24 protein-coding genes and 1 riboswitch are annotated in these 26,470 nt (G+C 68.8%); of the genes, 15 read left to right on the top strand and 9 right to left on the bottom strand.

All coding sequences use genetic code 11. From position 1 onward, the window contains the following. The first annotated feature begins 85 nt into the window (after positions 1-85). Positions 86-2,110 carry an APC family permease gene (locus ACFTZB_RS20665; RefSeq protein WP_378433807.1) on the top strand — a complete coding sequence of 675 codons (2,025 nt, stop codon included), beginning with the start codon at positions 86-88 and terminating at the stop codon, positions 2,108-2,110. Here the strand turns inward: ACFTZB_RS20665 and ACFTZB_RS20660 are convergent. Both ACFTZB_RS20660 and ACFTZB_RS20655 read right to left on the bottom strand, forming a co-directional pair. Then, positions 2,079-3,695 carry an FAD-dependent monooxygenase gene (locus tag ACFTZB_RS20660; protein WP_378433804.1) on the bottom strand — a complete coding sequence of 539 codons (1,617 nt, stop codon included), beginning with the start codon at positions 3,693-3,695 and terminating at the stop codon, positions 2,079-2,081. The two genes, ACFTZB_RS20665 and ACFTZB_RS20660, sit on opposite strands and share 32 nt — an antisense overlap. A gap of 102 nt (positions 3,696-3,797) precedes the next feature. After that, positions 3,798-4,562 carry an ABC transporter permease gene (locus ACFTZB_RS20655; protein ID WP_378433803.1) on the bottom strand — a complete coding sequence of 255 codons (765 nt, stop codon included), beginning with the start codon at positions 4,560-4,562 and terminating at the stop codon, positions 3,798-3,800. A gap of 132 nt (positions 4,563-4,694) precedes the next feature. Here ACFTZB_RS20655 and ACFTZB_RS20650 point away from each other — a divergent pair, with 132 nt between their 5' ends. Further along, a complete protein-coding gene (locus ACFTZB_RS20650) occupies positions 4,695-7,019 on the top strand; it encodes an ATP-binding cassette domain-containing protein (protein ID WP_378433802.1) in 2,325 nt (774 codons plus the stop codon). On the opposite strand, the gene ACFTZB_RS20645 is transcribed toward ACFTZB_RS20650, so the two are convergent. Next, complete coding sequence (locus tag ACFTZB_RS20645) at positions 7,016-7,237, bottom strand: hypothetical protein (protein ID WP_378433801.1); 222 nt, start codon at positions 7,235-7,237, stop codon at positions 7,016-7,018. The two genes, ACFTZB_RS20650 and ACFTZB_RS20645, sit on opposite strands and share 4 nt — an antisense overlap. 278 nt (positions 7,238-7,515) lie before the next feature. On the opposite strand from ACFTZB_RS20645, the gene ACFTZB_RS20640 reads away from it, so the two are divergent. Beyond that, entirely contained in the window at positions 7,516-7,920 is a 405-nt protein-coding gene (locus tag ACFTZB_RS20640; RefSeq protein WP_378433800.1) for a C40 family peptidase, read from the top strand. 78 nt (positions 7,921-7,998) lie between these two features. Here the strand turns inward: ACFTZB_RS20640 and ACFTZB_RS20635 are convergent, their stop codons facing one another. Then, positions 7,999-8,340 carry an Lsr2 family protein gene (locus ACFTZB_RS20635; protein ID WP_378433799.1) on the bottom strand — a complete coding sequence of 114 codons (342 nt, stop codon included), beginning with the start codon at positions 8,338-8,340 and terminating at the stop codon, positions 7,999-8,001. Between the two features lie 140 nt (positions 8,341-8,480). On the opposite strand from ACFTZB_RS20635, the gene ACFTZB_RS20630 reads away from it, so the two are divergent. Next, positions 8,481-8,660, top strand: coding sequence for a hypothetical protein (locus ACFTZB_RS20630; protein WP_378433798.1), 180 nt, complete (start codon positions 8,481-8,483; stop codon positions 8,658-8,660). Between the two features lie 20 nt (positions 8,661-8,680). Here ACFTZB_RS20630 and ACFTZB_RS20625 read toward each other — a convergent pair whose 3' ends face one another. From ACFTZB_RS20625 to ACFTZB_RS20615, 3 genes are all read right to left on the bottom strand, one after another. Next, positions 8,681-10,126 (bottom strand): CitMHS family transporter, encoded by a 1,446-nt coding sequence (locus tag ACFTZB_RS20625; RefSeq protein WP_378433806.1) that lies wholly within the window; start codon positions 10,124-10,126, stop codon positions 8,681-8,683. 84 nt (positions 10,127-10,210) lie between these two features. After that, positions 10,211-11,506, bottom strand: a complete 1,296-nt coding sequence (locus ACFTZB_RS20620) for an LLM class flavin-dependent oxidoreductase (protein WP_378433797.1) — start codon at positions 11,504-11,506, stop codon at positions 10,211-10,213. Between the two features lies 1 nt (position 11,507). Beyond that, positions 11,508-12,272 carry a 3-oxoacyl-ACP reductase gene (locus ACFTZB_RS20615; RefSeq protein WP_378433796.1) on the bottom strand — a complete coding sequence of 255 codons (765 nt, stop codon included), beginning with the start codon at positions 12,270-12,272 and terminating at the stop codon, positions 11,508-11,510. A gap of 49 nt (positions 12,273-12,321) precedes the next feature. Then, a riboswitch (TPP riboswitch) is annotated at positions 12,322-12,426 on the bottom strand. A gap of 73 nt (positions 12,427-12,499) precedes the next feature. Here ACFTZB_RS20615 and ACFTZB_RS20610 point away from each other — a divergent pair. Both ACFTZB_RS20610 and ACFTZB_RS20605 read left to right on the top strand, forming a co-directional pair. After that, positions 12,500-12,952, top strand: a complete 453-nt coding sequence (locus tag ACFTZB_RS20610) for a MarR family winged helix-turn-helix transcriptional regulator (RefSeq protein WP_378433795.1) — start codon at positions 12,500-12,502, stop codon at positions 12,950-12,952. Positions 12,953-12,954: 2 nt separating this feature from the next. Beyond that, entirely contained in the window at positions 12,955-13,377 is a 423-nt protein-coding gene (locus ACFTZB_RS20605) for an organic hydroperoxide resistance protein (protein WP_378433794.1), read from the top strand. A 21-nt stretch (positions 13,378-13,398) separates the two neighbouring features. Here the strand turns inward: ACFTZB_RS20605 and ACFTZB_RS20600 are convergent, their stop codons facing one another. Continuing rightward, positions 13,399-14,277: an oxidoreductase gene (locus ACFTZB_RS20600; RefSeq protein WP_378433793.1), complete on the bottom strand. Its 879-nt coding sequence runs from the start codon at positions 14,275-14,277 to the stop codon at positions 13,399-13,401. Between the two features lie 40 nt (positions 14,278-14,317). Next, positions 14,318-16,405 carry a CocE/NonD family hydrolase gene (locus tag ACFTZB_RS20595; RefSeq protein WP_378433805.1) on the bottom strand — a complete coding sequence of 696 codons (2,088 nt, stop codon included), beginning with the start codon at positions 16,403-16,405 and terminating at the stop codon, positions 14,318-14,320. Positions 16,406-16,501: 96 nt separating this feature from the next. Here ACFTZB_RS20595 and ACFTZB_RS20590 point away from each other — a divergent pair, with 96 nt between their 5' ends. The 9 genes from ACFTZB_RS20590 to ACFTZB_RS20550 all read left to right on the top strand — a co-directional run. Then, the gene (locus ACFTZB_RS20590; RefSeq protein ID WP_378433792.1) at positions 16,502-17,401 is read left to right on the top strand and encodes a pseudouridine synthase; all 900 of its coding nucleotides are present in this window, start codon (positions 16,502-16,504) and stop codon (positions 17,399-17,401) included. A gap of 45 nt (positions 17,402-17,446) precedes the next feature. Further along, complete coding sequence (locus tag ACFTZB_RS20585; RefSeq protein ID WP_378433791.1) at positions 17,447-18,982, top strand: CHAD domain-containing protein; 1,536 nt, start codon at positions 17,447-17,449, stop codon at positions 18,980-18,982. A gap of 46 nt (positions 18,983-19,028) precedes the next feature. Further along, positions 19,029-19,913: a universal stress protein gene (locus tag ACFTZB_RS20580; protein ID WP_378433790.1), complete on the top strand. Its 885-nt coding sequence runs from the start codon at positions 19,029-19,031 to the stop codon at positions 19,911-19,913. A 64-nt stretch (positions 19,914-19,977) separates the two neighbouring features. After that, positions 19,978-20,760 (top strand): SDR family NAD(P)-dependent oxidoreductase, encoded by a 783-nt coding sequence (locus ACFTZB_RS20575; protein WP_378433789.1) that lies wholly within the window; start codon positions 19,978-19,980, stop codon positions 20,758-20,760. A gap of 26 nt (positions 20,761-20,786) precedes the next feature. Further along, positions 20,787-21,845: a YbhN family protein gene (locus ACFTZB_RS20570; protein ID WP_378433788.1), complete on the top strand. Its 1,059-nt coding sequence runs from the start codon at positions 20,787-20,789 to the stop codon at positions 21,843-21,845. Positions 21,846-21,908: 63 nt separating this feature from the next. After that, positions 21,909-22,733, top strand: a complete 825-nt coding sequence (locus ACFTZB_RS20565; protein WP_378433787.1) for an SDR family NAD(P)-dependent oxidoreductase — start codon at positions 21,909-21,911, stop codon at positions 22,731-22,733. A gap of 119 nt (positions 22,734-22,852) precedes the next feature. Further along, positions 22,853-24,073: an ABC transporter substrate-binding protein gene (locus ACFTZB_RS20560; protein ID WP_378433786.1), complete on the top strand. Its 1,221-nt coding sequence runs from the start codon at positions 22,853-22,855 to the stop codon at positions 24,071-24,073. 22 nt (positions 24,074-24,095) lie between these two features. Then, entirely contained in the window at positions 24,096-24,953 is an 858-nt protein-coding gene (locus ACFTZB_RS20555; RefSeq protein WP_378433785.1) for a branched-chain amino acid ABC transporter permease, read from the top strand. Positions 24,954-24,956: 3 nt separating this feature from the next. After that, positions 24,957-26,470, top strand: a 1,514-nt coding sequence (locus ACFTZB_RS20550) for an ATP-binding cassette domain-containing protein (protein ID WP_378433784.1), incomplete at its 3' end; no start/stop codon positions are given.

The raw sequence follows: 26,470 nt of genomic DNA, 5'->3' as shown, positions 1-26,470 counted from the left end.
CGTACGTGTAGCCCTCCGGCGGGGTGCGGCGCGGCCTGAGAGCGAAAACCCGCGCTGCACCCCGCCGCGGTTCTACGCTGAACTGGTGGTGGCTCTCGTTCGAGCGGTCCGGCGGCTGGCTCTGGGACGCCCGCTGCGCAGTGACGATCTCGGGGAGCAGTTGCTGACCAAACGTCTGGCGCTGCCGATCTTCGCTTCCGACCCCCTGTCGTCCGTCGCGTATGCGACGCAGGAGATCCTGCTGATCCTGTCGCTGGGCGGTCTCGCGTACTTCTATCTGACACCGTATCTGGCGGTCGGGGTGGTGGTGCTTCTCGCGGTCGTCGCCCTGTCGTACCGCCAGGTGGTGTACGCCTATCCCAGCGGGGGCGGCTCGTACGAGGTGGCCACGAAGAACCTCGGCCCGTCCGCGGGATTGACGGTGGCGTCGGCGCTGCTCATCGATTACGTGATGACGGTGTCGGTGTCGGTGTCGGCGGGCGTCGACAATCTGATCTCGGCGGTGCCCGCGCTGAACACGCACCGGGTGGCGCTGGCCGTGGCGTTCGTGGTGCTGCTGACGGTGATGAACCTGCGCGGGATCCGCGAATCGGGAACCACGTTCGCCTTCCCGACGTACGGGTTCATCGCCGGTGTGATGATCCTGATCGTGACGGGCTTCATCCGCGTCGCGGCCGGTTCGACGCCCGTTGCCGAAAGCGCCGGCTACACCATCGAACCGGAACTGTCCGGGCTGACCGGTCTGGCCCTCGTGTTCTTCGCGCTGCGCGCGTTCTCGTCCGGATGTACCGCGCTGACGGGGGTCGAGGCCATCTCCAACGGGGTACCCGCGTTCCGTAAACCGAAGAGCGCCAACGCCGCGAAGACCCTCATGGCGATGGCGGCCACGGCGATCGTGATGTTCGCGGGAATCACCGCGCTGGCCATCGTCACCAAGGTGCACGTCGCGGTGAACCCGTGCGATCTGATCGGGTTCGCCGGAAACTGCGAGACCGACCCGCAGCGCACCGTCATCGCCCAGATCGCGGCCGCAGTGTTCGGCGGCACCACCAACTTCGGCTTCTTCTACGTGCAGGCCGCGACCGTGCTGATCCTCGTGCTCGCCGCGAACACCGCCTACAACGGCTTCCCGCTGCTCGCGTCGGTGCTCGGCCGCGACCGCTACCTTCCCGTCCAGCTCAACACTCGCGGCGACCGGTTGGCGTTCAGCAACGGCATCGTGCTCCTCGCGGTGACGGCGGGCGGACTGATCGTCCTGTTCGAGGCGTCCGTCACTCACCTCATCCAGCTGTACATCCTCGGCGTGTTCACGTCCTTCACGCTCAGCCAGGCGGGCATGGTCCGGCACTGGAACGGTGTGCTGGCAACCGAATCCGACTCCCGCGAACGTCGTCGCATCCACGGCAGGCGGGCGCTCAACGGCACCGGCGCCCTCCTCACCGGCACAGTCCTGGTCATCGTCACGGTCACGAAGTTCACCCAGGGCGCCTACCTGGTGGTCATCGCGATGCCGATCCTGTTCTTCCTGATGCGCGGGGTTCGGCGGCACTACGACCGGACCGCGGCGCTCCTCGTCGTCGACGAGGACAGCTTCACCCTCCCCTCCGCGGTGCACACCATCGTGCTGGTGTCCGTGCTCAACAAACCCACCGCCCGCGCCCTGGCGTACGCCCGCGCCACCCATCCGACGACGCTCGAGGCCGTCACCGTACTGGGCGCCGGCACCACGACACTGCAGCGGGAGTGGGAGAAATACGAGATCCCGGTGCCGCTGAAGGTCCTCGAATCGCCCTACCGGGAAGTCACCGGCCCCATCGTGGGATACGTGAAATCCGTCCGGAAACGGATTCCCGGCGGAGTCGTCACCATCTTCATCCCCGAGTACGTGGTCGGTCGCTGGTGGGAACACCTGCTGCACAACCAGAATGCGCTGCGCCTCAAAGGCCGGTTGCTGTTCACGTCCGGGGTGATGGTCACGAGCGTGCCGTGGCTGCTCGATTCGGCGACCCGGGCCGGGGCGCCGCTCGGCAAGCCCGCGCCGGGTGACATCCGGCGCGGCCTGCCCACGACCGTCGAGCTCAGCGGAAAGTCGGCTTCAGATACTCGGTGAGGCCGTCGACGGCGACCGGACTCTGCCGGAATCCCAGATAGCCGTCCGGACGGACGACGAACGCGGCGGAACCCTCGGCACCGTAGGCGCGAGCGAACTCGCCGTCGCGGTCCCGGATCAGCGGCAGCACCGTCTCTCCGACCTCCGCGGCAGGCGACGCGACGAGGTAGGTGTCGACGAGTCCGCCGGTCGCCGCGTCCACCGACGTCGCGGCCGCCTCGAGCAGTTCGAGCCCGCGCGCGTCGACCGAGTCGTCGGCGTACAGCAGCAGCGTGTGGTTCGATCCCGCGAGGAGCGTGAACAGCCGGAGGGGAAACGCGACGGTGGTGCGGGTCAGCCCGCGGGCGTCCGGCGCCCGGCTGCCGGGCGCAAGGCCCGCATTCGTCGCCGGTTGGCCGACGATCGGACTGTCCGCGTAGCTGATGAGGAGTTGCGCCTCGCGTCGGATCACGTAATCGGGATCCGAAGACCCCGCCCCGATCCCCTCCCGTGCGCTGCGCACCGTGCGTCCCACCACCTCCTCCCCGACGGGCCGCCGCTCGGCGTCGTAGCTGTCCAGCAGATCGGGGGCCGCGGCACCGGCCACCGCCAGCGCGACCTTCCACGCCAGGTTGTGCGCATCCTGGATGCCTGTGTTCATGCCCTGCGCACCGGTCGGCGGATGGATGTGCGCCGCGTCGCCCGCGACGAACACCCGTCCGCGCCCGTACGAGTCGACGATGCGGTGGCTGATCCGGAAGACGGACGACCAGCGAAGATTCGACGCCCGCGTCGGCTCCGGCGACAGCCGGTCGAGCACGGCCTGGATGTGGCTCAGCTCGGGTGCCGGTCCGGCCTCGAACCCGTGCGCGATCTTGTCGGCCGCCGGCGTTCCGGTGCCGGCGAGGTCGCTCGGCACCAGCATCGACATCCGGTAGCGGCGGCGCCCGGGCAGCGGAATGCACACGAGCAGGTCGTCGGTCTCGCCGTCCGTCTGATGCATCGACCGGATTCCGTAGCCTCGCGGCATCGCCCAGTCGACCTCGACGTCGCCGAGCATGTACTGCTCGACGAACGCACCTCCCTCGAACGTGAGGCCGAGACCCTTGCGGACCACGCTGTGGGCGCCGTCGCAGCCGAAAAGGTACTGGGTTCGGACGGTTTCGTCGCCGTCCGCGTCGGCGACCGTGGCGACGACACCGTCGTCGTCCTGCTCGAATCCCGTCAGCCTGGTTCCGCGTTCGATCGTGGTCCCGAACGTGGCCAGGTGCTCGGTGAGGATGCGTTCGGTCTCGTACTGGGGCAGCCCGATGAATTGGAACGGGATGTCCGCCGGGAGCGACAGGTCCAGCCGGGCGACCTCGTCGCCGTTGACGTACACGATCTGCCCGAGCATCTCGATCGACGCGTCCAGGATGCTGCGCAGCACACCCATGCTCTCGAACACCTCGAGGGTGCGCGGCTGGATTCCCACCGCCTTCGCATACTGCGGGGGCTCGAGCAGCGGATCGATGATTCGGCAGGCGACGCCGCGCCTGCGCAGTTCGATCGCCGCCGTCAGACCGACGGGACCCGCTCCGACCACCAGTACCTCGGGATGCACCACACGACACCGCCTCGTCAGCAGGGACCGACCACCGCCCAGTATGCGGGACCGACCACGGGATCGACCGGGGTTCGGGCCAGATGGAGGCAGTAGCCGGTGCTTTCAGGCGGACATCGCATGCTCTCGCGGCCGGCGGACGACCTCCCTGGCCACCAGTTCGATCGTCACGGCCACCGCGCAGGTCTGCGCGAGCAGCAGCCCCACCAGCACGAGGATCTGGACGGCGCCGGCCTGGACGGCGGACCCGCTCGCGAGCAGCACCCCGACGAACGCCCCGGGCAGGGTGACCAGCCCGACGGTCCGGGTCTGGTCGAGCCCCGGGAGCAGCGCGTCCGAGGCGGCGGACCGGACCACGTCCAGGCGGGCGTCGCGGACGCTGAGTCCGAGACTGAGCGCCGCCTCGACCTCGCCCCACCGCTGTTCGACGGCGTCGAGCCCGCGCCGCGCCGCGAGGGAGGTGGCCGTCATCGCGCCGCCGAGCACGATCCCGCCGACCGGAACGAGAGCGACACCGTCGAGCGGGACCACCCGGCTCACCAGCATCAACGGCAGGACGGTGCCCACTCCCGCCGCAAGCGACAGCGCCAGCCACGCCGCGGACCGTCCGGCCCTCGCGCGCCGGGCGGACGTTCCCACCGCTGCCGCGAACATGACGACCAGCACGAGGATGGAGGACCACAACTGGGCGAGAGCGGCGGCCAGGATCAGGGACACCGCGGCGAGCTGGGCGGCGCCCCGGAGCGCCGCGGCGGGCACGACCAGTGGGCTGCCGAGTCGGGTGAAGCGGTACACCACGGCCGCGCACACAACCATCACGGTGCACAGCACGGCCAGTCCGACACCGGGATTCGCCAGGGACGTACTCACCCGGCCCAGTGTTCCTCACGCGCGGCCCCGGGATTCGGGAGTACCCGTTCTGCCCACGCGGCCCGGGGAGTGCGTGCGACCATGGAGGAGTCGACGCTCTACGCCCGATGACGCTGACCGGAGGCCGTGGCGATGGACGACCGGGCGAGCACAGCACACCCGCGGGTCGTGGTCGAGACCGACCACGGCCGCACCACGCACAGCGCGGGCAGAGCCGTACGCATCGGCCGGGATCCGCAGTTGGAGGTCACCATCGTCGACCCCGTGGTGTCGCGCGAACATGCGCAGCTCACCTGGGACGACGGTTGGCAGCTCGTCGACTCCGGCAGCAAGAACGGGATCTACGTCGACGGTGAGCGCCGCGAGAACGTCCCCGTCACGAGCCCCGTCCGCGTCCGCCTGGGTGACGCGACCGAGGGTCCGATCGTGCGGATCTCGGTGGAGGATCCGGATGCGACGCGACAGGACGTGGGCGCCCGCTGGGACGAGGCGACGATCGGCGTCGGGACGCCCGGCGCTCCGGCAGAGCCGCCGCACGAGGCGACTCCGGCGGGGTCCCTCACCGTGGGGCGCTCGCCCGACAACGACATCGTCGTGCGGGATGTGCTGGCCTCACGCCATCACGCGATCGTCCACCACGTGCCGTCCGGCCTCGAGATCGACGACCTGGGGAGCGTCAACGGAACGTTCGTCGGCGGCGCCCGGGTGTCGCGCGCGCAGCTGACGGACGGCGACGTCGTCACGATCGGCAACACCGATTTCGGCGTGCGGGACGGGCAACTCGTTCCCCGTCGGGTGGTCGCTCCCACCGCGGGCGGTCTGCGCGTGGACGGCGTCGGACTCACCATCGAAGGCGGGCGGCGCCTGCTCGAGGACGTCACGTTCACCGCCCAGCCGGGCAGCCTCACCGCCGTGATCGGCCCCTCCGGGGCGGGTAAGACCACGGTGGCCACCATCATCTCCGGTTCGGAGCGTCCGACGGAGGGTGTGGTGGAGTTCGAGGGACGCAGCGTACACGCCGAATATCAGGTGCTGCGCTCCCGCATCGGGATGGTTCCCCAGGACGACGTCGTGCACCGCCAGCTGACGATCCGTCAGGCGCTCGGCTACGCGGCGGAGCTGAGGCTGCCGCCGGACACCAGCCGGGAGGACCGCGAGGAGGTGATCGCGACGGTCCTCGACGAACTGCAACTGTCCGAACACGCCGACACGAGGGTCGACCGGCTGTCCGGCGGGCAACGCAAACGTGCGTCCGTCGCGATGGAGTTGCTCACCGGCCCGTCGCTGCTGATCCTCGACGAACCGACGTCGGGCCTGGACCCCGCGCTGGACCGGCAGATCATGGCGACGTTGCGCCGGCTCGCCGACTCGGGCCGGGTCGTCGTCATCGTCACCCATTCGCTGTCGTACCTCGAGATGTGCGATCAGGTGCTGCTCCTCGCACCGGGCGGCAAGACCGCGTACGTGGGCCCGCCGGACCGGGTCGGGGCGGCGCTCGGCAGCACCGACTGGGCCGACATCTTCGCCCGGGTCGCCGCCGACCCCGACGGGGTGTTCGCCGACTACCGCGCCACCCGCCCGTCGGTGGAGGCGCCGGCCCCGAGCCCGCCGGGACCTCTCGGCAGTCCGGCGCACACCTCGCGGCGCAGGCAGTTGAGTACCGTCGCCCGCCGCCAGGTGCGGCTGATCCGCGCCGACCGCGGGTACCTGATCTTCCTGTCGCTGCTGCCGTTCGTGCTGGGCGGGCTGGCGGTGCTCGTGCCCGGCGACACGGGGTTCGGACCGTCCGGCCTCGACGAATCCGGTGAACTCACCCAGATCCTGGTCGTGCTGATCCTCGGCGCCGCCTTCATGGGATGCTCGCTGACCATCCGCGACCTGGTCGGCGAGCGCATGATCTATCACCGCGAGCGTGCTGCCGGGCTGCTCCCGTCCGCCTATCTGACGGCGAAGATCGTCGTGTTCTGCGCCGCCGCGATCGTGCAGTCGGTGATCATGGTGCTGATCGTGTTCGTGGGCAAGGGTTTTCCGAGCCGGGGCAGCCTGATCCCCTCCGCGTCCGTCGAACTGATCGTGGACATCGCCGTCACCACCTGCTCCTGCGTCCTCGTCGGTTTGGCGCTGTCTTCGGTGGCGCGCTCCAACGAGCAGGTGATGCCGATGCTGGTGGTCACGATCATGGTGCAGCTGGTGATGTGCGGAGGACTGATCACGATCACCGGACGCGCCGTCCTCGAACAGGTGTCGTGGCTTTTCCCGTCCCGCTGGGGGTTCGCGGCCGCCGCCTCGACGGTGGACCTGCGCACCAATGCCACCGGCACCGAGCCCGACACCCTGTGGCAGCACGCCGCGTCGTGGTGGCTGCTCAGCATCGCGATGCTGGTGCTCATCAGTGCTGTGCTCGCGGTCGTCACCTACGCCCGGCTGCGGCTGCGCCGTCCCCGCCGGGCCGGCTAGCTCAGTTCGACGATCGTCCCCAGGTCGTGCACGTGCTCCCGGTCCGACGATGCGGGGTCCGGCGTGATGTCGCCTCGCGCCGTGTGAGCCATCGTCCTCGCCTCGCCTGCGACGAAGGCGACCGGCACGGCCACGGCAACGGACAGGAGGGCGGCTGCCGCATCGAACGCCAGGCGTGCGACGCCGAATGCACAGTTCGCGGTTTGCCGGATCTTCATTGTCCGCATTCTCCATCCCAGCCCACAGGACATAGCGGACCTTTTCCTCTTGACATGCGCCCACTCGACGTTAAGGGTGCGTTGCACTACTCGCGAGTACCAAACCGACCGGATCGAATGGTTCTGCCGACGACCCCCGCACCCGGCGGCCAGGCGGGAAGACAGGCACCTATCCAGGTAATTCAGCCGGTGCGCCGTGCCCGTGTCGGGGTCACCCTGTAAGCAGAGCACGCCCCGCAGACGCGACACCACACCGAGCGCACTGGAGTACCGACGGCATGAACCCCCACACCGGAAACCACGGACTTCACCTGGTTCAGACGTTTCGCGCGGATCCGGTGCGGCCGGGACGCCACGCCCTGCGCGCCGCCACCTCCAGAATCGGCATCGCCTGCACCCGCGGCGCCGGCGACCACCGCGCCTTCGACAGCTCCGGTCTCGTCCAGTGGGCATACAAGCAGGCGGGCGTGTCGGTTCCGCGCACCACCCACGAGCAACTCCTGCACGGAACCGCCGTCGACCGGGACGACCTGCAGCCCGGTGACGTCGTCCTCTTCTACGGGGGCGGTCACGCCGGAATCTATGCGGGCGACGACACCGTCGTCCACGCCCCGGCCCCGGGGCGACCGGTCACGCGAGTGGCCTTGAACTCCATGTCGTTTCACGCAGCGCGGCGGTACTGACAACTGCCCCCGAGACCGCCCCCAGCCGACCCGGCCCAGGGGTGGCCGGAGGCGTCGACCGCTCGCGACGATGCGGTCTCAGTGCGCCTCGTTGTACGCTTCCTCGATTTGTGCGGGAATGCGTCCGCGCGCGGACAACTCATAGCCCTGTGCCGTCGCCCATTCCCGGATTTCCTTCGCCTGCCCACGGCCCTGCGACGGATCCACCGCAGTGGTGGACCGGCGCTTCCTTCCCCCGACCCGGGTTGCATGCTCGATGTAGAACTCGAGGGTCTTGTGGAATTCTTTGGCGTTCTTGAGCTTCAGATCGATCTCGTAGTCGACGCCGTCGACTGAGAACGGAATGGTCTCCCCCTTACCGTTCTTGATCGGAGTTCCGTCGATGTCGTCGATGCGTTCGACAACAACTTTGCGCGCCACAGTTCCACTCCTTCATCGTCGATAACCCGGGGAACACTACGTCGAAGTATTGTTCACCGGCCAATCCCCGACAGAGTTTTCGCAGTGCGGACTCGCGAGCGTCTGATTGGCGCACCCCGCAGTCGGGGTAACCGTCGGACATGACACCGAAGGACGCTTCCGGACCGAAGACCACGAGCACCGACAGCGGCGCCCCCGGCGCGGACAAGGACGTGCTGTCCGATCCGGCCGAGGACGACAAGGATTCCGGCGCCGACTGGAGCGGCGAAGGTGGCGCAACCCCCGAGGGGCCCGCCACCGACACCGACTCCGCCGACTAAGTCACCGGGGGACGACTAGGTCACCAGGGGATCTGCCCGAGGACCACACCGACCACCAGCATCGACAGCGACACCAGCGCCGCGCGCCACAGCACCTTCTTGTGATGGTCCGCCAGCGGGACACCCGCCAGGGTGACGAGCAGGAGGATGGCCGGGACGAGGGGGCTCTGCATGTGGAACGTCTGGCCGGTGATGGAGGCGCGGGCCATCTCGACCGGCTCGATGCCGTACGTGGACGCCGTTTCGGCGAGCACCGGCATGACGCCGAAGTAGAAGGCGTCGTTGCTCATGAAGAACGTGAACGGCAGGCTCAGGATGCCGGTGATGACGGCCAGGTGCGGCCCCAGCGCGGCGGGGATGATCTCGAGCAGCCACTGCGCCATCGCCTCGACCATTCCGGTGCCCTGGAACACGCCGGTGAGCACGGCCGCGGCGAACACCATCGCGACGACGGAGACGATGCTCGACGAGTGCCGGGTGATCGCTTCCTGCTGTTCCTTGACCCGCGGGAAGTTGACGGTCAGCGCGATCGACGCGGCCACCATGAACAGCACCGGAATCGGCAGCACGTCCATCACGAGCACGACGAGCAGCGCCACGGTCACGAGCATGTTGAACCACAACAGCTTCGGTCGCAGCGTGGGCCGCTGGGGGTCGAGGCCGTCGACGAAGCCCTGGCCGTCGTCCGAACCGCCGTCGCCGGAACCGCCACCCGTCCGGGGTGCGTCACCGCTGCCCCCGGAGCCCGAGCCCGAGGTGGAGCGGCGGAGGCCGGAGCCCGCGGAGACCAGAAGGCGCTCGTCGGTGAGTTCGAGTGTGCCGATGCGGCGGCGTTCGCTGTAGCCGAGCTGCACGGCGAACAGCAGGACGACCACGAGACCGACCACCAGCGACGGGATCATCGGGACGAACACGTCGGACGGCGAGATGCCCAGCGCCGAGGCGGCCCGGACCGTCGGCCCACCCCACGGGACGATGTTCATCGCGCCGTTGGCCAGGCCGGCGACCACCGTGAGGACGACGGGGCTGACCTTCAGCTTCATGTACAGCGGCAACAGCGCGGACGTCACGATGATGAACGTCGTGGATCCGTCACCGTCCAGCGACACCACCATCGCGAGGACCGCGGTGCCGACGACGAGCCGCATGGGGTCGTTGCGGACGAGCCGGAGAATGAGTTTCACCAGCGGGTCGAACAGGCCGACGTCGATCATGATCCCGAAGAAGATGATCGCGAAGAACAGCAACGCGGCCGTCGGGGCCAGCGATTTGATCCCGTCGGTGATCATGTCGCCGATGCCGAGGCCCGCCCCGGCCGCGATGCCGAATGCGACCGGGACGGCGATCAGCCCGACCACGGGAGTGGCCCGTTTGGACATGATCAAGAACATGAACACGGCCACCATCAAAAAGCCGAGTGCTACCAGCATTGCCACTCCTCGTCCGAGCTTGCACCGCGATGTGATCGCGATAACAGCCAGTGTCGGGGGGAGGGACGCTCACAGTCACTGTTGCGTACTTAGAGAAGGTTGTGTTCTTTGTGGTGGCAACTACCGGCGACCCCGGAGATGGTCGCGCAGGGTCGCTGTCTCATACTCCGCGCGGAACAGCCCGCGCTTCTGCAGGACGGGAACGACCTCGTCGACGAAGTCGGTGAGCCCGTGCGGGTACAGCGGCGGCATCAGGTTGAAGCCGTCGGCGCCGCCGCCGCGGAACCACACCTCGATCTCGTCGGCGATCGACTCCGGGGTGCCGATCATGGTGCAGTGCCCGCCGCCGGCCGCCAGCGTGCCCAGCAGCGACCGCACGGTCGGACGGTCCTTCTCGATGATCCGCAGGATCGTGTCGTACCGGCCCTGCGGCCCGGTGAACTCCGACAGCGGCGGCAGCGCGGGAACGGGTGCGTCCAGTTCCCATGTGCTGCAGTCCTGCTGGACGAACATCGACAATTGCGCCAGCGACTGTTCGACGGGCAGGAGCGCGTCGAGTTCCGCCTTCTTCCGGCGCGCCTCCTCGGTGGTCGAACCCACGTAGGTGACGAGACCGGGCATCACGGTCACCGCGTCGGCGTCGCGGCCCGCGGCGCGGATGCGCCGCTTCACGTCGCCGTAGTAACTCTGCGCGGCCGTGAGGTCGTAGGCGACGGCGTAGATGCCCTCGGCGCACCGGGCGGCCAGGTCGCGGCCCTGGTCGGACGCGCCCGCCTGGAACAGCACGGGACGCCCCTGCGGCGAGTGCGGCACGGTCAGCGGGCCGTCGACGAGGAAATGCTTGCCCCGATGCCCGATCGGTGTCACCTTGGCCGGATCCGCGAAGATGCCCTCCCGGTCGAGGACGAGCGCGTCGGGCTCCCACGAATCCCACAGCGCGAGTGCCACGTCGACGAATTCCGCGGCCCGCGAGTAGCGGTCGTCGTGCGGCGGCATCTCCTCGAGACCGTGATTGCGGGCCTCGGCGTCGAACATCGACGTCACCACGTTCCAGCCGGCGCGGCCGCCGCTGATGTGGTCGAGCGACGCCAGCATCCGCGCGGCGTGGAACGGGGTGTAGAAGGTGGTGGACACGGTCGTCACGAGCCCGACCCGCTCGGTTGCCCGTGCCATCGCGGACAGCGCGGTGAGCGGTTCGAGGAACCACATGCCCCCGGACGCGGGGTCGCGCACCGAATGCCCGTCGGCGAAGAACACCGCGTCGAGGCAACCCCGCTCCGCGGTCTGCGCCAGTTCCTCGTAGTAGGCGATGTCGCTGAGCCGCTCCACCTGCGAGGCGGGGTGCCGCCACGCGGCGCCGTGGTGCCCGCAGCCGAAGAGGAAGGCGTTGAAGTGCAGTTGCCTCGTGTCGGTCATGTCAGTCCTTGACCAGTCCGCCGTCGACGACGAGGTTCTGGCCGGTCACCGACCGCGACCACGGGGACGCGAAGAACAGGACCGCGTCGGCGAACTCGTCCGGGGTGGTGACCCGCTGCAGCGGAGTGCTCGCCGCGATGAGGTCGAACACCTCGTCGGGGGTGGCGGCACTCGCGTCGGTGGTGCGCAGCAGCCCGCCCGAGACCATGTTGACGGTGATGCCGTCGGGCCCGAGGTCGGCGGCGAGGGTGCGCGTCAGCGACAGCGCGGCGGCCTTGGCGGCGGTGTAGTCGTGGTACGGGACGACGGGATTCTGGAACAGGTTGGTTCCGATGTTCACGATGCGGCCGAACCCGAGCGAGCGCATGCCCGGCAGCGCGGCCTGCGTGGTGTTCAGGGTCGCCTGCACGCTGCCGCGCAACTGCGAGTCGAAGGCCTCCCACGTGATGACGTCCGCCTTGGCGCGTGCGTCGCCGTTGAAGGAGAAGTCGGCGAGGGCGTTGTTGATCACGGTGGTCACCGGCGATCCGAAGTGCTCTTCCGCGGCGGCGAACAGTGCCGCCACCTGCGCGGCATCGGTGACGTCGGCCCCGAGTGCGACCGCGCGGTCCGCACCGAGGGATGCCGCGAGTTCCTCCGCCGCTTCCCGGCTGTTGCGGTAGTTCACGACCACCCGCGCGTGCTGCGCCGCGAACGAGCGCACGATGGCGGAACCGAGGCCCCGGCCACCGCCGGTCACCAGGACGATCTGCTTGTCGAGCTGCATTGCTGTCACCTTCCGATCGGTCGGCGACGAGACATCGGATGAGCGCATACGGCCGTCTCCGCGACATCCCTTCGCCGGCATTACCCAGTTCAGGTTCGACGGGTGTCTTCTCAGCCGCCTGGATCCTCGCCGGGCAGCACCCCGTGTCACTGGCCAACAGTGTAAGGCCAATCTCCTCGATGACCTTTTTGGTTGTGCACAACCTAGTTGTGTGCAACCATTCAGGGGTGACCGACAACCTCGCCCTCGACCGCCAGGTGTGCTTCGCGCTGTACTCGGCCTCCCGGGCCATGACGGCGCGATACCGGTCGATGCTCGACGCGCTGGGCGTGACCTACCCGCAGTACCTCGTGCTGCTCGTGCTCTGGGAACAGGACGGCCGCGGGGTGCGTGAGATCTGCGACGCCCTCGATCTCGACACCGGCACCCTGTCGCCACTGCTCAAGCGGCTCGACGCGCTGGGGCTCGTCGAACGCAGGCGTTCGTCGGCCGACGAACGCCGGGTCGGGATCCACCTCACCGAGAAGGGCGCGAGCCTCCGCGCCGCCGCGGAGGGCATCCCCACCGCACTCGCCCGCTCGACGGGCATGGGCGTCGACGAACTCGTCGCCCTGCGCGACACCCTGTCGCGCCTCACCGAATCGCTCCACAGTTTCGCAACCCCTACAGGAGAGAAGTAACCATGAAGATCGTCTACACCGCCGAAGCCCTCGCAACCGGGGAAGGCCGCAACGGCCACGCTCGCACGTCCGACGGCCGGCTCGACCTGAACCTCGCCATCCCCACCGAGATGGGCGGATCCGGCGACGGCACCAACCCCGAGCAGCTGTTCGCCGCCGGATACGCGGCCTGCTTCCACTCCGCACTCCAGCTGGTCGGCCGTCAGGCCGGGGCGAACATCGCGGACTCGGCCGTCGGCGCCCGCGTCGGGATCGGCTCCACGGACGGCGGCGGATTCGGCCTCGCCGTGACGCTCGAGGTGTCGCTCCCCCACCTGCCGCGCGCAGAGGCGCTCGAACTGACGGAGAAGGCGCATCAGGTGTGCCCCTACTCCAACGCCACCCGCGGCAACATCGACGTCACCCTCGAGGTCACCGAAGACTGAGCATCCTGCGCGGGCGTCGGGTCACCCGAACTTGTACTCGACGCCCGTCAGGTCCTCCGACAGCGACCACAGCGCCTTCGCGGTCTGCTCGTCCCGTGACTTCTTGTTGGAGCCCACCACCTTCGGGTGGCCACGCTGCTCGAACAGGCCGTCCGGCCCGATGTAACTTCCGCCGATCACGCCGGGGGCGGTGGCGGCGAACAACATCGGCAGGGCCCCCATCTCCGCGGACTGCGCGAAGATGCGGTTGCCGACGGCCATCAGCTTGTCCTGCACCGACTCGGTGTGCGCCTGCAGATTGGTCGACGCGTAGCCGGGGTGCGCGGCCACCGCTGTCACCGGAGACCCGGCCGCGGCGAGCCTGCGCTGCAATTCGTACGTGAACAGCAGATTCGCGAGCTTCGACTGGCCGTACGCGCTCCAGCGGTTGTACTTGCGGTGTTCCCAGTTGAGATCGTCGAGATGAATCGTTCCCGCCTGATGTGCCGCACTCGACATCGTGGCGACCCGATCGGTGATCTTGCCGAGCAGCAGTCCGGTCAACGCGAAGTGTCCGAGATGATTTGTGCCGATCTGCATTTCGAATCCATCGGCGGTCTTGCGCTGCGGAACCGCCATCACCCCGGCGTTGTTCACGAGCACGTCGACGGAATCGACACCGGCGGCGAACTCGCGCACCGATGCGAGGTCGGACAGGTCGAGACGTCGCACCTCGGCGTTGTCGCCGATCGACCGCGCGACCACCTCCCCCTTGTGGGTGTTGCGGCAGGCCAGCACGACGTGGGCTCCCGCCTTGCCCAGGGCCCGCGCGGCCACCTCCCCCAGACCGCTGTTGGCGCCCGTGACGACGAACGTACGGCCGCTCTGATCGACGATGTCCGAAGCTGTCCACTTGGTCATGCCGTCAACCCTACGGATCCCGGGACGCGGCGTGAACCCGTCACCACGCCCGCGCCCCGACCAGCGGCAGGTTGAGGAAACTCGGCCGGTCCGGCGACAATGCCACGTGCTGCGGCTTCAGCTGACTGTCCGCCAGAATCGGTCCGAGCGGCAGATACCGGGGAACGCTGCCCGCGTACACGTCGACGCGCAACCGGTGCCCCGGCGCGAGGACCGCGTCGGTGGGCACGAAGTTGATGTCGACCGGCGTCACTTCACCCGGAACCAGCGGCTGACGCGCGGCCACCGTCAGAGAGTGGTGCGGTTCGGTGTAGTCGCCGTTCGCCGACCTGGCGCTCTTCGAATCGTCCACCGCCCGCATCGAGGCGGTGAGCGCACCGTTGGTGAGCGCGGTCGACGTGCCGTCCGGTGCGACGTCGTTCAGCGTCACCGCCCAGAATCCGTCCGGCGCATCGAGCACGGTTTCGAGGTGCAGATTGACCGGACCCGACAGTTCCGTCGGCTGTGTGACGGGGGCACTGGTGAACGTCAGGCCCTCGGCCTCGTTGAAGCGGGAGTCCTTGCTGCACACCGATCCGAAGACGACGGCCGCGCCGGCGGTGCCCTGCGTTCCGTCGCGGGAGCAGAGCCCGCGGAGTCCGGGTGCGACGGTGAGTTGCGCCGTGTCGCCGGGTGTCGCCGGCACCAGGCTGCCGTCGTGGGCGGCGTGCCCGGCGGTGCCGCTGGGGGCACCCGACAGGTACATCCGCTGGTAGTCGACACCGGCCCGCGGGAACCGGTCGGTGGTGGTCCAGCCGTTGCCCTGCTGATACAGCGTGACCGGGCCGTACTCGTCGATGCCGTTGTCGATGCCCTTCAGCCACCTGTCGAACCACGCGCGTTCGAGGACGTCGAGTCTCGGCGGCGCACCCGGCTCGCCGAAGCCGCCCCCGAACGAGACGTGGTAGGCGTCGCTCATGATCAGCTGCTTCTCGCCGGCGGGCAGCGGAATGTCGTTGTAGACCCGCGGTTCGCTGTTCGCGAAGATGTCGTGCCAGGCGCCGTAGAGCATGGTCGGCACCTCGATGTCCCCCGCCTGCGCCTTCCGCTCCTCGTAGAACTGGCCGTCCTGCGCCACCCGCAGCGTCCCGGCGTCGAGATCGCCGATCTGCGACGCGGTCATCGCCTGGATCAGTGCGGGGAACAGCGTCAGCGGATCGCGCAACCGGTCCTGCAGCCACCGTTCGTCGAAGTTCCCCTGCGCGAGCGCCTGGACGTCGGGAACGAACTTGAGACCGTTGACGAGTGACAGCCACAGCGGCATGAATCCCACACCGAGGCCACCGCCCGTCCCGACGATGTCGCGGAGCAGATCGTTGCCCGGTTCGGTGGGGAAGATCGCCTTCAACGCCGGTGGCCGATGCCCCGCGGCCTGCAGCGAGTTGATTCCCGAATACGACACCCCCGCCATCCCGACCGTGCCGTCGGACCACCCCTGCCTGCTCATCCAGTCGATGATCTCGACGGAGTCCTGCTGCTCGAGCGGACCGAGCGCCTGCCATTCGCCCTGGGAGAAGCCGGTGCCGCGCGCATCGACCACCACCTGGGTGTATCCGTTCCGGACGAGGTCGCGGTTGACGCCGAAGACGCGCATCCCACCGCCGGTGAGCACCTTCGACAACTCGCCGACGCCGTCGAACGGCGTTCCCGCGAGATCGAAGGAGTTCACGATGTCGACGACCGTGCTGTCGAGCCCGGGCACCGTGAGCACGGAATCGACGACGTTGCCGACCAGCTTCGTGTACGGGGTGACATTGAGGATCGACGGCATCTTCGCGTCGATCGGCTTGCCGGAGGCGTCCGCGGGGCGATAGACGTTGGCCTTCAGCACCGTTCCGTCACTCATGGTGATGGGAACGTCCCAGTCGATCGCGATCACCGGGTACTCGGGAGGCGCGTCGACCGCGGCATTCCACGCGGCGGCCGCCGCTCCCCCCGTCGGATCCGCCGACGCCGTCACCGCCGGAACGACAGCGAGACCCATCGCCACCGCAAGAGCAACTGCCACCGCACCCGGACGAAACGCCCATCGACGCACGATCACCACGACCCCCGTGAAAATCCTCCGATGACGCGCCTCAGCGACCATCAGGGTGGCCCGCGTCACAAACTTACCGGATAGTAACCATGAGTCCCCCTGCGGTCAACGACGGGTTTTCGCAGCCACTCGACTACCGTGACGAACGTGCCCGACGCCCCGCTTCCCGTCCGCGACGGCCTCAACCCGACGCGGCTGAGGATGCCGGACACCGGCGCGTGGCCCACCGTGCTCGAATACCTCGTCGCACGTTTTCCGCACGACGAGACCCGCCTGCGCGAGAAGGTCGACACGGCCGAAGTCGTCGACGAGCGCGGGCGGCCGATCACCGAGTCCACGCCGTTCGCACCCCGCCGATTCGTGTTCCTGTACCGGGATCCGCCGGTCGAGAAGCGGGTGCCGTTCGAGATCGAGATCCTCCACCGCGACGACAATCTCCTCGTCGTGGACAAACCCCACTTCCTGGCCAGCACCCCGCGCGGCGCGTACATCGCCGAATCGGCGCTGGTCCGGTTGCGCCGAGACCTCGACCTCCCGGAACTGACACCCGCGCACCGGCTCGACCGGTTGACCGCCGGGGTGCTCATCTTCACGGTGCGGCGCGAGGTCCGGCGCGACTACCAGTCCCTGTTCGATCAGCGCCGGGTGACCAAGGAGTACGAGGCCGTCGCCCGCTATGACCCCGATCTCGCCCTGCCCGCCACGGTCCGCAGTCGAATCGTCAAGGAACGCGGGGTCCTGAAGGCGTACGAGGCGGACGGTCCCGCCAACAGCGAGAGCCGGATCGAGCTCCTCGAGGTCCACGGCGACGCGGCCCGGTACCGGCTGCTGCCGCACACCGGCAAGACGCACCAGTTGCGGGTGCACATGAGTTCGCTCGGCATCCCGATCCACGGCGACAACTTCTATCCCGATTTCTACGACGTTGCCGCCGACGATTATTCGACGCCGCTGCGGCTGCTGGCCCGCTCCGTCGAGTTCGCCGACCCCTGCTCCGGCGTCACGCGACGCTTCACGAGCGTCCGGAGCCTCGACTGGCCGCTGTGACCTCGGCTTCTTTCGCCCGGCGCACTCAGCCGGAAGGATGGGGACATGAGTACCGCGACGTCCGTGTCCGAAGTGGAACGCAAGTACGAAGCGACATCCGAGCAGCAACTCCCTGCGCTGTCGGGGCTTCCGGGCGTCGACGGTGAGCCCCGGCGCGATACCGTCCAGCTGTCCGCCCTGTACTACGACACGGGCGAACTGCTGTTGCTGCGCGCCGGAATCACGCTCCGCCGCCGGGAAGGCGGCGACGACGCCGGCTGGCATCTGAAGCTCCCGGCAGGTGCGGACGAACGGACCGAGCTGCAACTGGCACCCGACCCCGAGCACGCAGAGACGGAGGTACCCCGCGAGTTCGCGGAACTGCTCACGGCCTTCACCCGCGGCGCCGCCCTGAACCCGGTCGCGCTCATCAGCACCGACCGCGAGCGCCAACGGCTCGTGGACGCGGCGGGCACGACGCTCGCCGAGGTCGTCTCGGATGTCGTGATCGCCGCCGTCCCCGAGACGGGCACCGGAACCGACGAGCGGGTGTGGCGGGAGATCGAAGTCGAACTCGCGGCCGGTGACCGAAAACTGTTCGACGCCATAGACTCCCGCCTGATCGACGCAGGAATCACCCGCTCGGACGCGCCGTCGAAGTTGCGGCGGGCACTCGGCGACGCGGTGGGCGGCACCCCGTCCCCCGCGCGCGGGAAGAAGAAGTCCGCGCCGCGGACGCTGCTGCTGGAGTATCTGGCCGAGCAGAAGGATTCTCTCGTCACGGCCGACCTCGGCGTGCGGCGCGACCTCGAGGAGTCCGTCCACGACCTCCGGGTCTCGGCCCGGCGGATCCGGAGTGTCCTCCAGGTGTACGGGTCCAGCCTGCGCGATCAGGAAACGGTCGACGAGTTGATCGCCGAACTCCGCTGGGTCGGTCAGGCCCTCGGCCCGGCGCGGGACACCGAGGTGCAGTGGAGCCGACTCGTGGATCGGCTGGGTGAGGCCGAGGAGATACCCGACAGGGAGGTCGTGCGGGCGCGCCTCGACGAATACTTCTCGGGACTCGCCGCGGCAGCCCGGCCCGGGGCCCTGGCCGCTCTGAACTCCCGGCGCTACCTCGACCTGCTCGCCGGACTCGACACGTTCCTCGCCGCCGTCGAGGCGTCCGGGGGCTCGGGCCCGTCGAAGAAGACCGTCGCGAAAACCCTGCGCACGTTGTCGAAGTCCGTTCACCGGCGCGTGCGGAAGGCGGCGGCCGCGACCACCCGGGCCGAGCGGGACGAACTGACGCACCGAGCGCGCAAGCGCGCCAAACGATTGCGCTACGCGATCGAGTCCACGCGCTCACTGGCACCGAAGGCGTCCGCCCGCGCACAGAAGAAGTTCAAGGGCTTTCAGGACGTGCTCGGCGACTACCAGGACGCCGTCGTCGCACGGGAGCACATCCTCGCGGCCGTCGCGGAGGATCAGCATTCCGCCGAATCGAGCCTGGGCCTCGGAATGCTGCTGCAGTGCGAACTCGATCGCGGCGACGCACTGGCAGCCGATCTGAAACCGGAGTGGAAGAGCGCGAAGAAGGTGGCCCGAAAAGTCTGGAAGTAGGGCACAGTCGGGGAGTACCCACCAGCGTGAGCGAAGGGAACCGGACGTGAGCACACCCGCCAGTCATTCCGTCGTCGTCGGCCTGGACGGATCCGACGCCTCCACCGCCGCCGCCCTGTGGGGCGCCTCCGTCGCGTCGAAGTGGGGTGCCACGCTGTCACTGGTGCACGCGCTGCCACAAGACGGTCCGCTGTACAGCCCGGCGGCGGTCATGCTGGAATCGCAGTTCCTCAGTCAGTTGCGCGAGGACGGCGAGGCCATCATCGGGACGGCGAAGAGGCTGCTGGGGCCGAAGTTTCCCGGTCTCGAGATCGAGACGACCATCAGTCCCGGTCCGGCAGGCACCGCGCTGCTCGAGGCCGCCGACTGGGCGCGGCTGATCGTGCTCGGGTCCACGGGAGCCGGCGCGTTCCGTTCGGTGCTGGTCGGTTCGACGGCGCTGCACGTGGCCAACCGCGCACCCTGCCCGGTGACCGTCCTCCGGGGCGACGTCACCACGCCGGACCAGCGTCCGGTGGTGGTGGGGGTCGACGGCAGCGACCTCAGCAGCGAAGCGGTGGGTCACGCATTCGAGTTCGCGTCGTTCTTCGAGGCGCCGTTGAGCGCCGTCCACACCTGGCAGGGCTCCCCCACGCTCGGCGCAGGCGGCACCGGCATGCTCGTCGACTGGGACGCCGTCAAGCAGGAAGAGGAGGCGCTGCTCTCCGAAGGCCTCGCGGGTGAGGCGGAACGATACCCGGACGTGTCCGTCACCCGGGTGGCCGAGCAGGGCGCCGCCGCGGACGTCATCCTGCGTCACTCCGCAGGCGCGCAGTTGATCGTCGTCGGCAGCCACGGCCGGGGACCGCTGCTCGGCGCGCTGATGGGTTCGACGAGTCAGAATCTGCTCCATCACGCCACCTGCCCGGTCATGATCTGCCGGAGCGAGTGACGGCGCCGGAACCAAGCAGTTGCTAGGTTAGGGGCGCGCTTCCCTCACACGCTTGGAGTTCCTCATGGCGACACCCGCCACCAGCACCCCCCGACGTCGCCACGCCGCACTGGTCACCGGCGGCACCGGCGGCATCGGCTCCGCCATCGCACGGCAACTCGCGACCCTCGGCCACGACGTGGCCATCACCTACCGGTCCAACGCGGACGTCGCCGCGGACCTCGTCGGCGAACTGGAAGGCAGCGGCGTCGCCGCGCAGGCGTTCTCCGCCGACCTCACCGACCAGCCCCGGGTCGCGAGCGTCGTGAAGCAGACCGTCGAACACTTCGGCGGCCTCGGCATCCTGGTCCATGCCGCCGGACCACACGTCCCGATGATCCACCTGTCCGAGGTCGCGCCCCGCGACTACGCCGAGCATCTCGAGCAGGAGGCGGTCGCGTTCTTCACCGTCGTCAAGGCCGCCCTGCCGGCGCTGCGGGACGCGTCCGGTTCCGTCGTCGCCGTCACGACCGCGGCCACCAGCCGCTTCCCGGTGCGCGACGGCCTCTCCCCCGGAACCAAGGGCGCGATCGAACAACTGGTCAAGGGGTTCGCCGCCGAGGAGGGCCGCTACGGCGTCCGCTTCAACTCGGTGGGCCCGGGAATGCTCACCGACGGCATGGCCGAGCGGCTGATCACGTCCGAAGAACTCGATCAGCGCGCACTCGACGCCGCGATGAGCCGGATACCGTTGCGCCGGTTCGGCACCGCCGCCGACGTCGCCGAGGCCGTCTGCTTCCTCGCCGGCGACCGCGCCGGATTCGTCACCGGGCAGAAGCTCGACGTCGACGGCGGATACACGGTCTGATCACCCGCCATGTGTAATGGACGCGTATGACTGACGCCGACGACACCCGCCCGACGCCCCGCAGGCGCCGTGTCGAATGGGTGATCGGCGGGTTGCTCGTCGTGGTACTCGCGGTGGAGATCATCCTGATCTGGCCGGACCTGTCGGAGAGCGTCCAGAACCTCGGCGACCTGCGATGGGGATGGGTGGCCGCCGCCGTCGTTGCGTCGCTGGCGTCGATGTCGAGCTTCGCCCGGGTGCAGCGCTGCCTGCTGGGCGTCGCGGGCGTGCGCATCAGGCAGCGGCAGTCGCTGGCGGTGACGTTCGCGTCCAACTCGATGAGCGTCACGCTGCCAGGCGGCCCGGTTCTCGCGACGACGTTCACGTACCGGCAGACCCGGCTCTGGGGTGCGTCACCGGTGATCGCGACGTGGCAACTGGTGATGGCCGGTGTCCTCCAGGCGATCGGCCTGGCGCTCGTCGGACTCGCGGGCGCACTGCTCGTCGGAGCCAAGACCAACCCGTTCTCGCTGATCTTCACGTTCGGCGGCCTGTGTGCCTTCCTCGTCGTGGCCCAGTACGCCGCGTCGCGGCCCGACGCGCTCGAGGGCGTGGGCATCACCGCGCTGCGCGGCGTCAACGCGCTGCGCAAGAAGCCTCCGCTGACCGGGGTTCGCCAGTGGAAGCACATCGTCGACCAGATGAGCGCCGTCCGGATGGATCGCCGCGACACGGCCCGCGCGTTCGGGTGGTCGCTGTTCAACTGGATCGCCGACGCCTCGTGCCTCGCGTTCGCGTGCTACGCGGTCGGCGCCCATCCCGGGTTCGCCGGCCTCGCTGTCGCGTACGCGGCGGGGAACGCCGCGGGTTCCGCCATCCCCCTCCTACCCGCGGGGCTCGGTGTCATGGACGCCGTGCTCGTGCCCGCCCTGACCGCCAGCGGAATGGCCGGCTCCGAAGCGGTGTCCGCAATCGTCGTGTACCGGCTGGTCAGCTTCCTGCTGATGGCCGCCATCGGCTGGATCGTCTTCGCGGCACGCTTCCGGGGTGCGCAGCAGGGCGAGGAGGGCCCCGACCTCGAACCGCTGTGGGGTCGCGGCACGTGAATCCCTCCCGCTGAGCGAGAGGGCCGGACCGAGGGCGCCGGGGACGGTCCTACCGTTCGAGCGGTGACGGAACCGGAATCGGATGAGAAGCAGGTCGTCGTCGTCACCGGCGCGGCCTCGGGAATCGGGGCGGGGATCGCCCGGCATGCGCACGCCCGCGGTATGTCGGTGGTGCTCGCCGACATCGACGCGGCCGCACTCGACCGCGCGGCCGCCGACCTGGGCGGCGCCCCGACCTGCGTCACCGACGTGTCCGACTCCCGATCCGTCCACGCCCTGGCCGAACTCGCGTTCGACTCGTTCGGCCGGGTGGACGTGCTCTTCAACAACGCCGGCATCATGCGGGCCGGATTCCTCTGGCAACTCGGCGAATCCGACTGGAATGCCGCACTCGGCGTCAACATCACGGGCGTCGTCAACGGGATCCGCGCGTTCGTTCCACGGATGCTCGATCAGGGTGGTACCGGCCGCGTCGTCAACACGGCGTCGGTCGGCGGTTTTGCGCCCGGTCCGATGATGTCGCCGTACAGCGCATCGAAATTCGCGGTCGTCGCGATCACGGAATGCCTGCAGATGGAGTTGAGCATGATCGACGCCCCGGTGTCCGCGAGCGTGCTCGCACCCGGGCCCGTCGTCACGTCCGTCTTCGACAACCCGTTCGGGGACGTCTCCCATCCGGCCGTCGATCGGATGGTCACGCAGATGCGCGACTTGCTCGACACCGACGGGCTCGACGCAGACACGTTCGCGGAGTTGGTCTTCGCGGGCATCGACCGCGGCGAGTTCTGGCTCGCACCGCAGGGCGAGCACCTCGACGCCATGGTCCGGCAGCACACCGCCACCATCCTCGAACGGCGAGAACCGGTGATCCGGCAGTCGTTTCGCTGAGATCGGCACGTTCGCGTCGAGATCCTCCCGCCGAGTGAGACATTCCGCGGACATCGACCGTTAGTTCTGCTACCTTTTGCCGAACCAAGCACTTGCTTGCTTACGTTGAAGGGGCGCCCATGCGAATTCGATCCTCAGCTCTCACAGCGGCGCTCGCCGTGACCGCACTCGCGCTCACCGGGTGTTCCGGCGCGGGCGCAGACGACGCCGACGCCGCCGGCGGCGGCCCCTACCGGGTGCTCGTGACCGGCGGAATCAGCGGGCAGGGTGCGCTCGCCGCCAACGCGCAGACGTCCGTGCTCGCAGCGAAAGCGAGCGCCGACGCCGTGAACAGGGCGGGCGGCGTCGGCGGACGCCAGGTGGAGATCACTGTGGTCGACGATGCGGGCGACGCCACCACGGCCGTGTCCACGCTGCGGGAGGCCATCGCGTCGGGGAAGAAGCCCGACCTCTTCCTCAACTCCGGCCCGTCGACCATCACCACCGCGACGCTGCCGATCCTCGCGCAGAACAAGATCCTCTCGTTCAACATCGGGCCCACCGAGGATTCGGCGAACCCGGAGAAGTACCCACTCAACTTCGACCTCGCCTCGGGACCGTCCGAGAACGCCGAGACCATCGCCCGATACGTCAAGGGCAAGGGATACCAGTCCGTCGGCATCGTCCACGGGAGCAGCGCCTACGGCGAAGTGTTCGGGCAGGCGATGGAAGACGCGCTGGGCGGAGAAGGCTTGAGCAGCACTGGATCCGAGGAGTACGACACCGCGGCACTCGACATGACCGCACAACTGCAGTCGCTGAAGAACCGGGGCACGCAGGCGCTCGTCGTGGACGCCTACGGGGCACCACTCGGATACCTCCTCGCGAGCCTTCAGCGGCTCGACTGGAACATTCCGCTCGTCGGAAACACGTCGGTCGCGGGAACGTCACTGGTCTCGAAGGCTGCACCGGAAGGCGTGCTCGGCACTCCGGCCACGGCGAACCTGGTCATGCACGTGCTGTCGAGCACGGTCTACGACGCGAACGACACCGCCGTCAACACCATGGTCGAGAACATGAAGGCGATGGGCGACATCCCGTCGACGCTGATCCTCGCCGACAACTACGACGCACTGCCGCTCGTCGTGGCCGCCGCGAACAAGGCCGGATCCTCGTCCGATCCCGAAGCCCTCGCCGAGGCGCTCGAGAACCAGGACGCGCTCGACAGCGCCGAGACCGCGTTCTCCCCGTCCTATCACTTCACGGCCGACTCGCACGCGTCGAAACCCGGCGACGAGGCGTACAAGTTCGTGCCGCCGAGCCCACTCCTGAACGGCCAGTACGGAAACCCGAGCGCATGACACCCGAGCACAGGAGAAACCGGTGACCATCGTCTGGTCGGGCCTCGCGCTGGGGGCGGTCTACACGCTCGTGGCGATCGGCTACAACATCGTCTTCATCTCGTCCCACACGTTCAACTTCGCTCAGGCCCAGCTGATGATGGTCGGCACGTTCGTCGCCTACACCGGCCTGGTCACCCTGAAATTGCCCATCCTCGTCGTCGCGGTAACGGCCACGGTCGCCGTGACGATCCTGGCCGGGATCGAGGAGATCGTCGCGGTCCGGCCGGTCCGAGATCACCAGAATCAGCTTGTCACCACGCTCGGCGCGGCGACCCTGATCAACGGTGCGACGCAGCTGATCTGGGGAAGCGAACCGCTCACCGTCCCGTTCTTCGGTTCGAACGACCCGATCACGGTCCTCGGCGGCCGCACGTATCCGGTCGAGATCGTGCTGCTGATTCTGGCGGTCGTGCTGGTGGTCGTCCTCGGCCGGGCCGGCACCCGGACCATGACCGGTCTCGCCCTCCTGGGCATCTCCGAGGACCGCGAAGCCGCCCTGTTGCGCGGTGTCAACGTCCGGACGCTGGCCCTCGGCGCGTTCGCCTTCTCCGGCGCGCTCGCCGGATTCCTCGGGCTCTTCGTGGGTCCCAAGACATTCGCGGTGGCCACGCTGGGTTCGGCGCTGGCGATCAAGGGCTTCGTCGCACTGGCGATCGGCGGATTCGGCTCGCTCCCCGGCGCATTGGTCGGTGGCCTGACCGTCGGACTCGTCGAGTCGTTCGCCGCTCTCGAACTGGGCAGCCAGTACAGCAACATCGCGGTCTTCGTCGTCCTCATCGCGATCCTCATGGTGCGTCCGGCCGGACTGTTCGGCCGGACGCGAGAACGGGTGGTGTAACCAATGGCACTGTGGCGCCTGATTCGATCGGCTCCGGGTTGGCTCTTCCCGCTCGCCGTCGGCCTCCTCGTGCTGTTCCTGCCGGAATTCGGTCTGGGCTTCGCGCTGTCCCGCCAGGTGCAACTCGCCTGCATCCTCGCGCTGGTCGTCAGCGGCCTCAATCTCAGCCTCGGCTACGCGGGGGAACTCGCGCTCGGCCAGGCCGCGATGTACGCGGCCGGGGCGTACACCGCCGGGCTCATGTCCATCGCCGGATACACGGACATCGTGCTGCAATTGACCGCCTCCGGGCTGGTCGCGCTCGCGGTGGGCATCGTGACCGGAATCCCGGGATTGCGGCTCGGCAGTTGGTCATTGGCGATGACGTCGTTCTTCCTCGTCCTGCTCGTCCCGGACATCATCGCCGTCTTCGGGGACACCACCGGCGGCCGCAACGGACTCAGCGGGATCGAACCGGCCACCCTGTTCGGTGAAGTCGTGGATGCCGACCGGTTCTACATGGTGGTCGTCATCGTCGCGATCCTCTGGTTCGCGGTCCTGCGGAACCTGGTGGCCTCCCGGCACGGCATCGCATTCCGCACCCTGAAACAGAGCCCCGTCCTCGCGTCCTCGGTGGGCATCTCGGTGTTCCGGATGAAGCTTCTCGGCTATGCGATCGGCGCGTTCCCCGCCGGCCTCGCGGGCGCCCTGTTCGCGAACATCGACCTGTACGTCTCCCCCGAAGCGTTCGGATTCACCTTCGCGACAGCAGTTCTCGCGGCATGCATCCTCGGGGGCGCGACCAGCGTCTACGGTGCGGCGGTCGGGGCGGCGATCATGCAACTCGGCCCGAACCAGTCGTCCGAGTTCCAGCAGTACGCCCTCGTCTTCTACGGCGGATTCCTGATCCTCGGCGGCGTCCTCCTCAGTGGCGGCCTCGCGAAGGTCGCCACACAGGCGACGGCGCGGTTGGACCGCGCGGCGGGCCTGACCGGTCGTGGCACCCGCGCTCGCCCCGCAGGCACGGATCGACCGGCGATGGACCCGATGCCGGGGCAAGTGCTCGTCGTCGACGGCATCTCGAAGGCATTCGGCGGCAACCAGGCACTCGACAACGCGTCGCTGCGAGCGGAACCGGGCAGCATCACCGCGCTGATCGGACCGAACGGCTCGGGAAAGACCACGATGCTGAACATGATCTGCGGGTTCTACCGCCCCGACAGCGGTCGAATCCTGATCGGTGACACCGAGGTCCAGGGCAGGGCGCCGGAACGGGTCGCCGGATGCGGCGTGGCACGCACATTCCAGACACCCGACATCCCCGACGGCGTCACCGTCCGCGAGGCCGTGGCCTCCGGTCGGTACAGCACCGACCGGGTATCGATGTTCTCGACCGTGCTGCGGCTTCCCCGTCATCACAGGGTCCGCGCCGCCGACATCGCCGAGGCGGAACGCGCACTCGACGTCGTGGGACTGTCGCATCTGCGCGACGAGACCGCGACCGCACTCCCCCTGGGAATGCGGAGGCTGCTCGAGGT

Source organism: Rhodococcus sp. NPDC057014 (assembly GCF_042673295.1).
Lineage (GTDB): Bacteria > Actinomycetota > Actinomycetes > Mycobacteriales > Mycobacteriaceae > Rhodococcus_F.
This window is presented reverse-complemented; position numbering and strand designations above follow the sequence as displayed.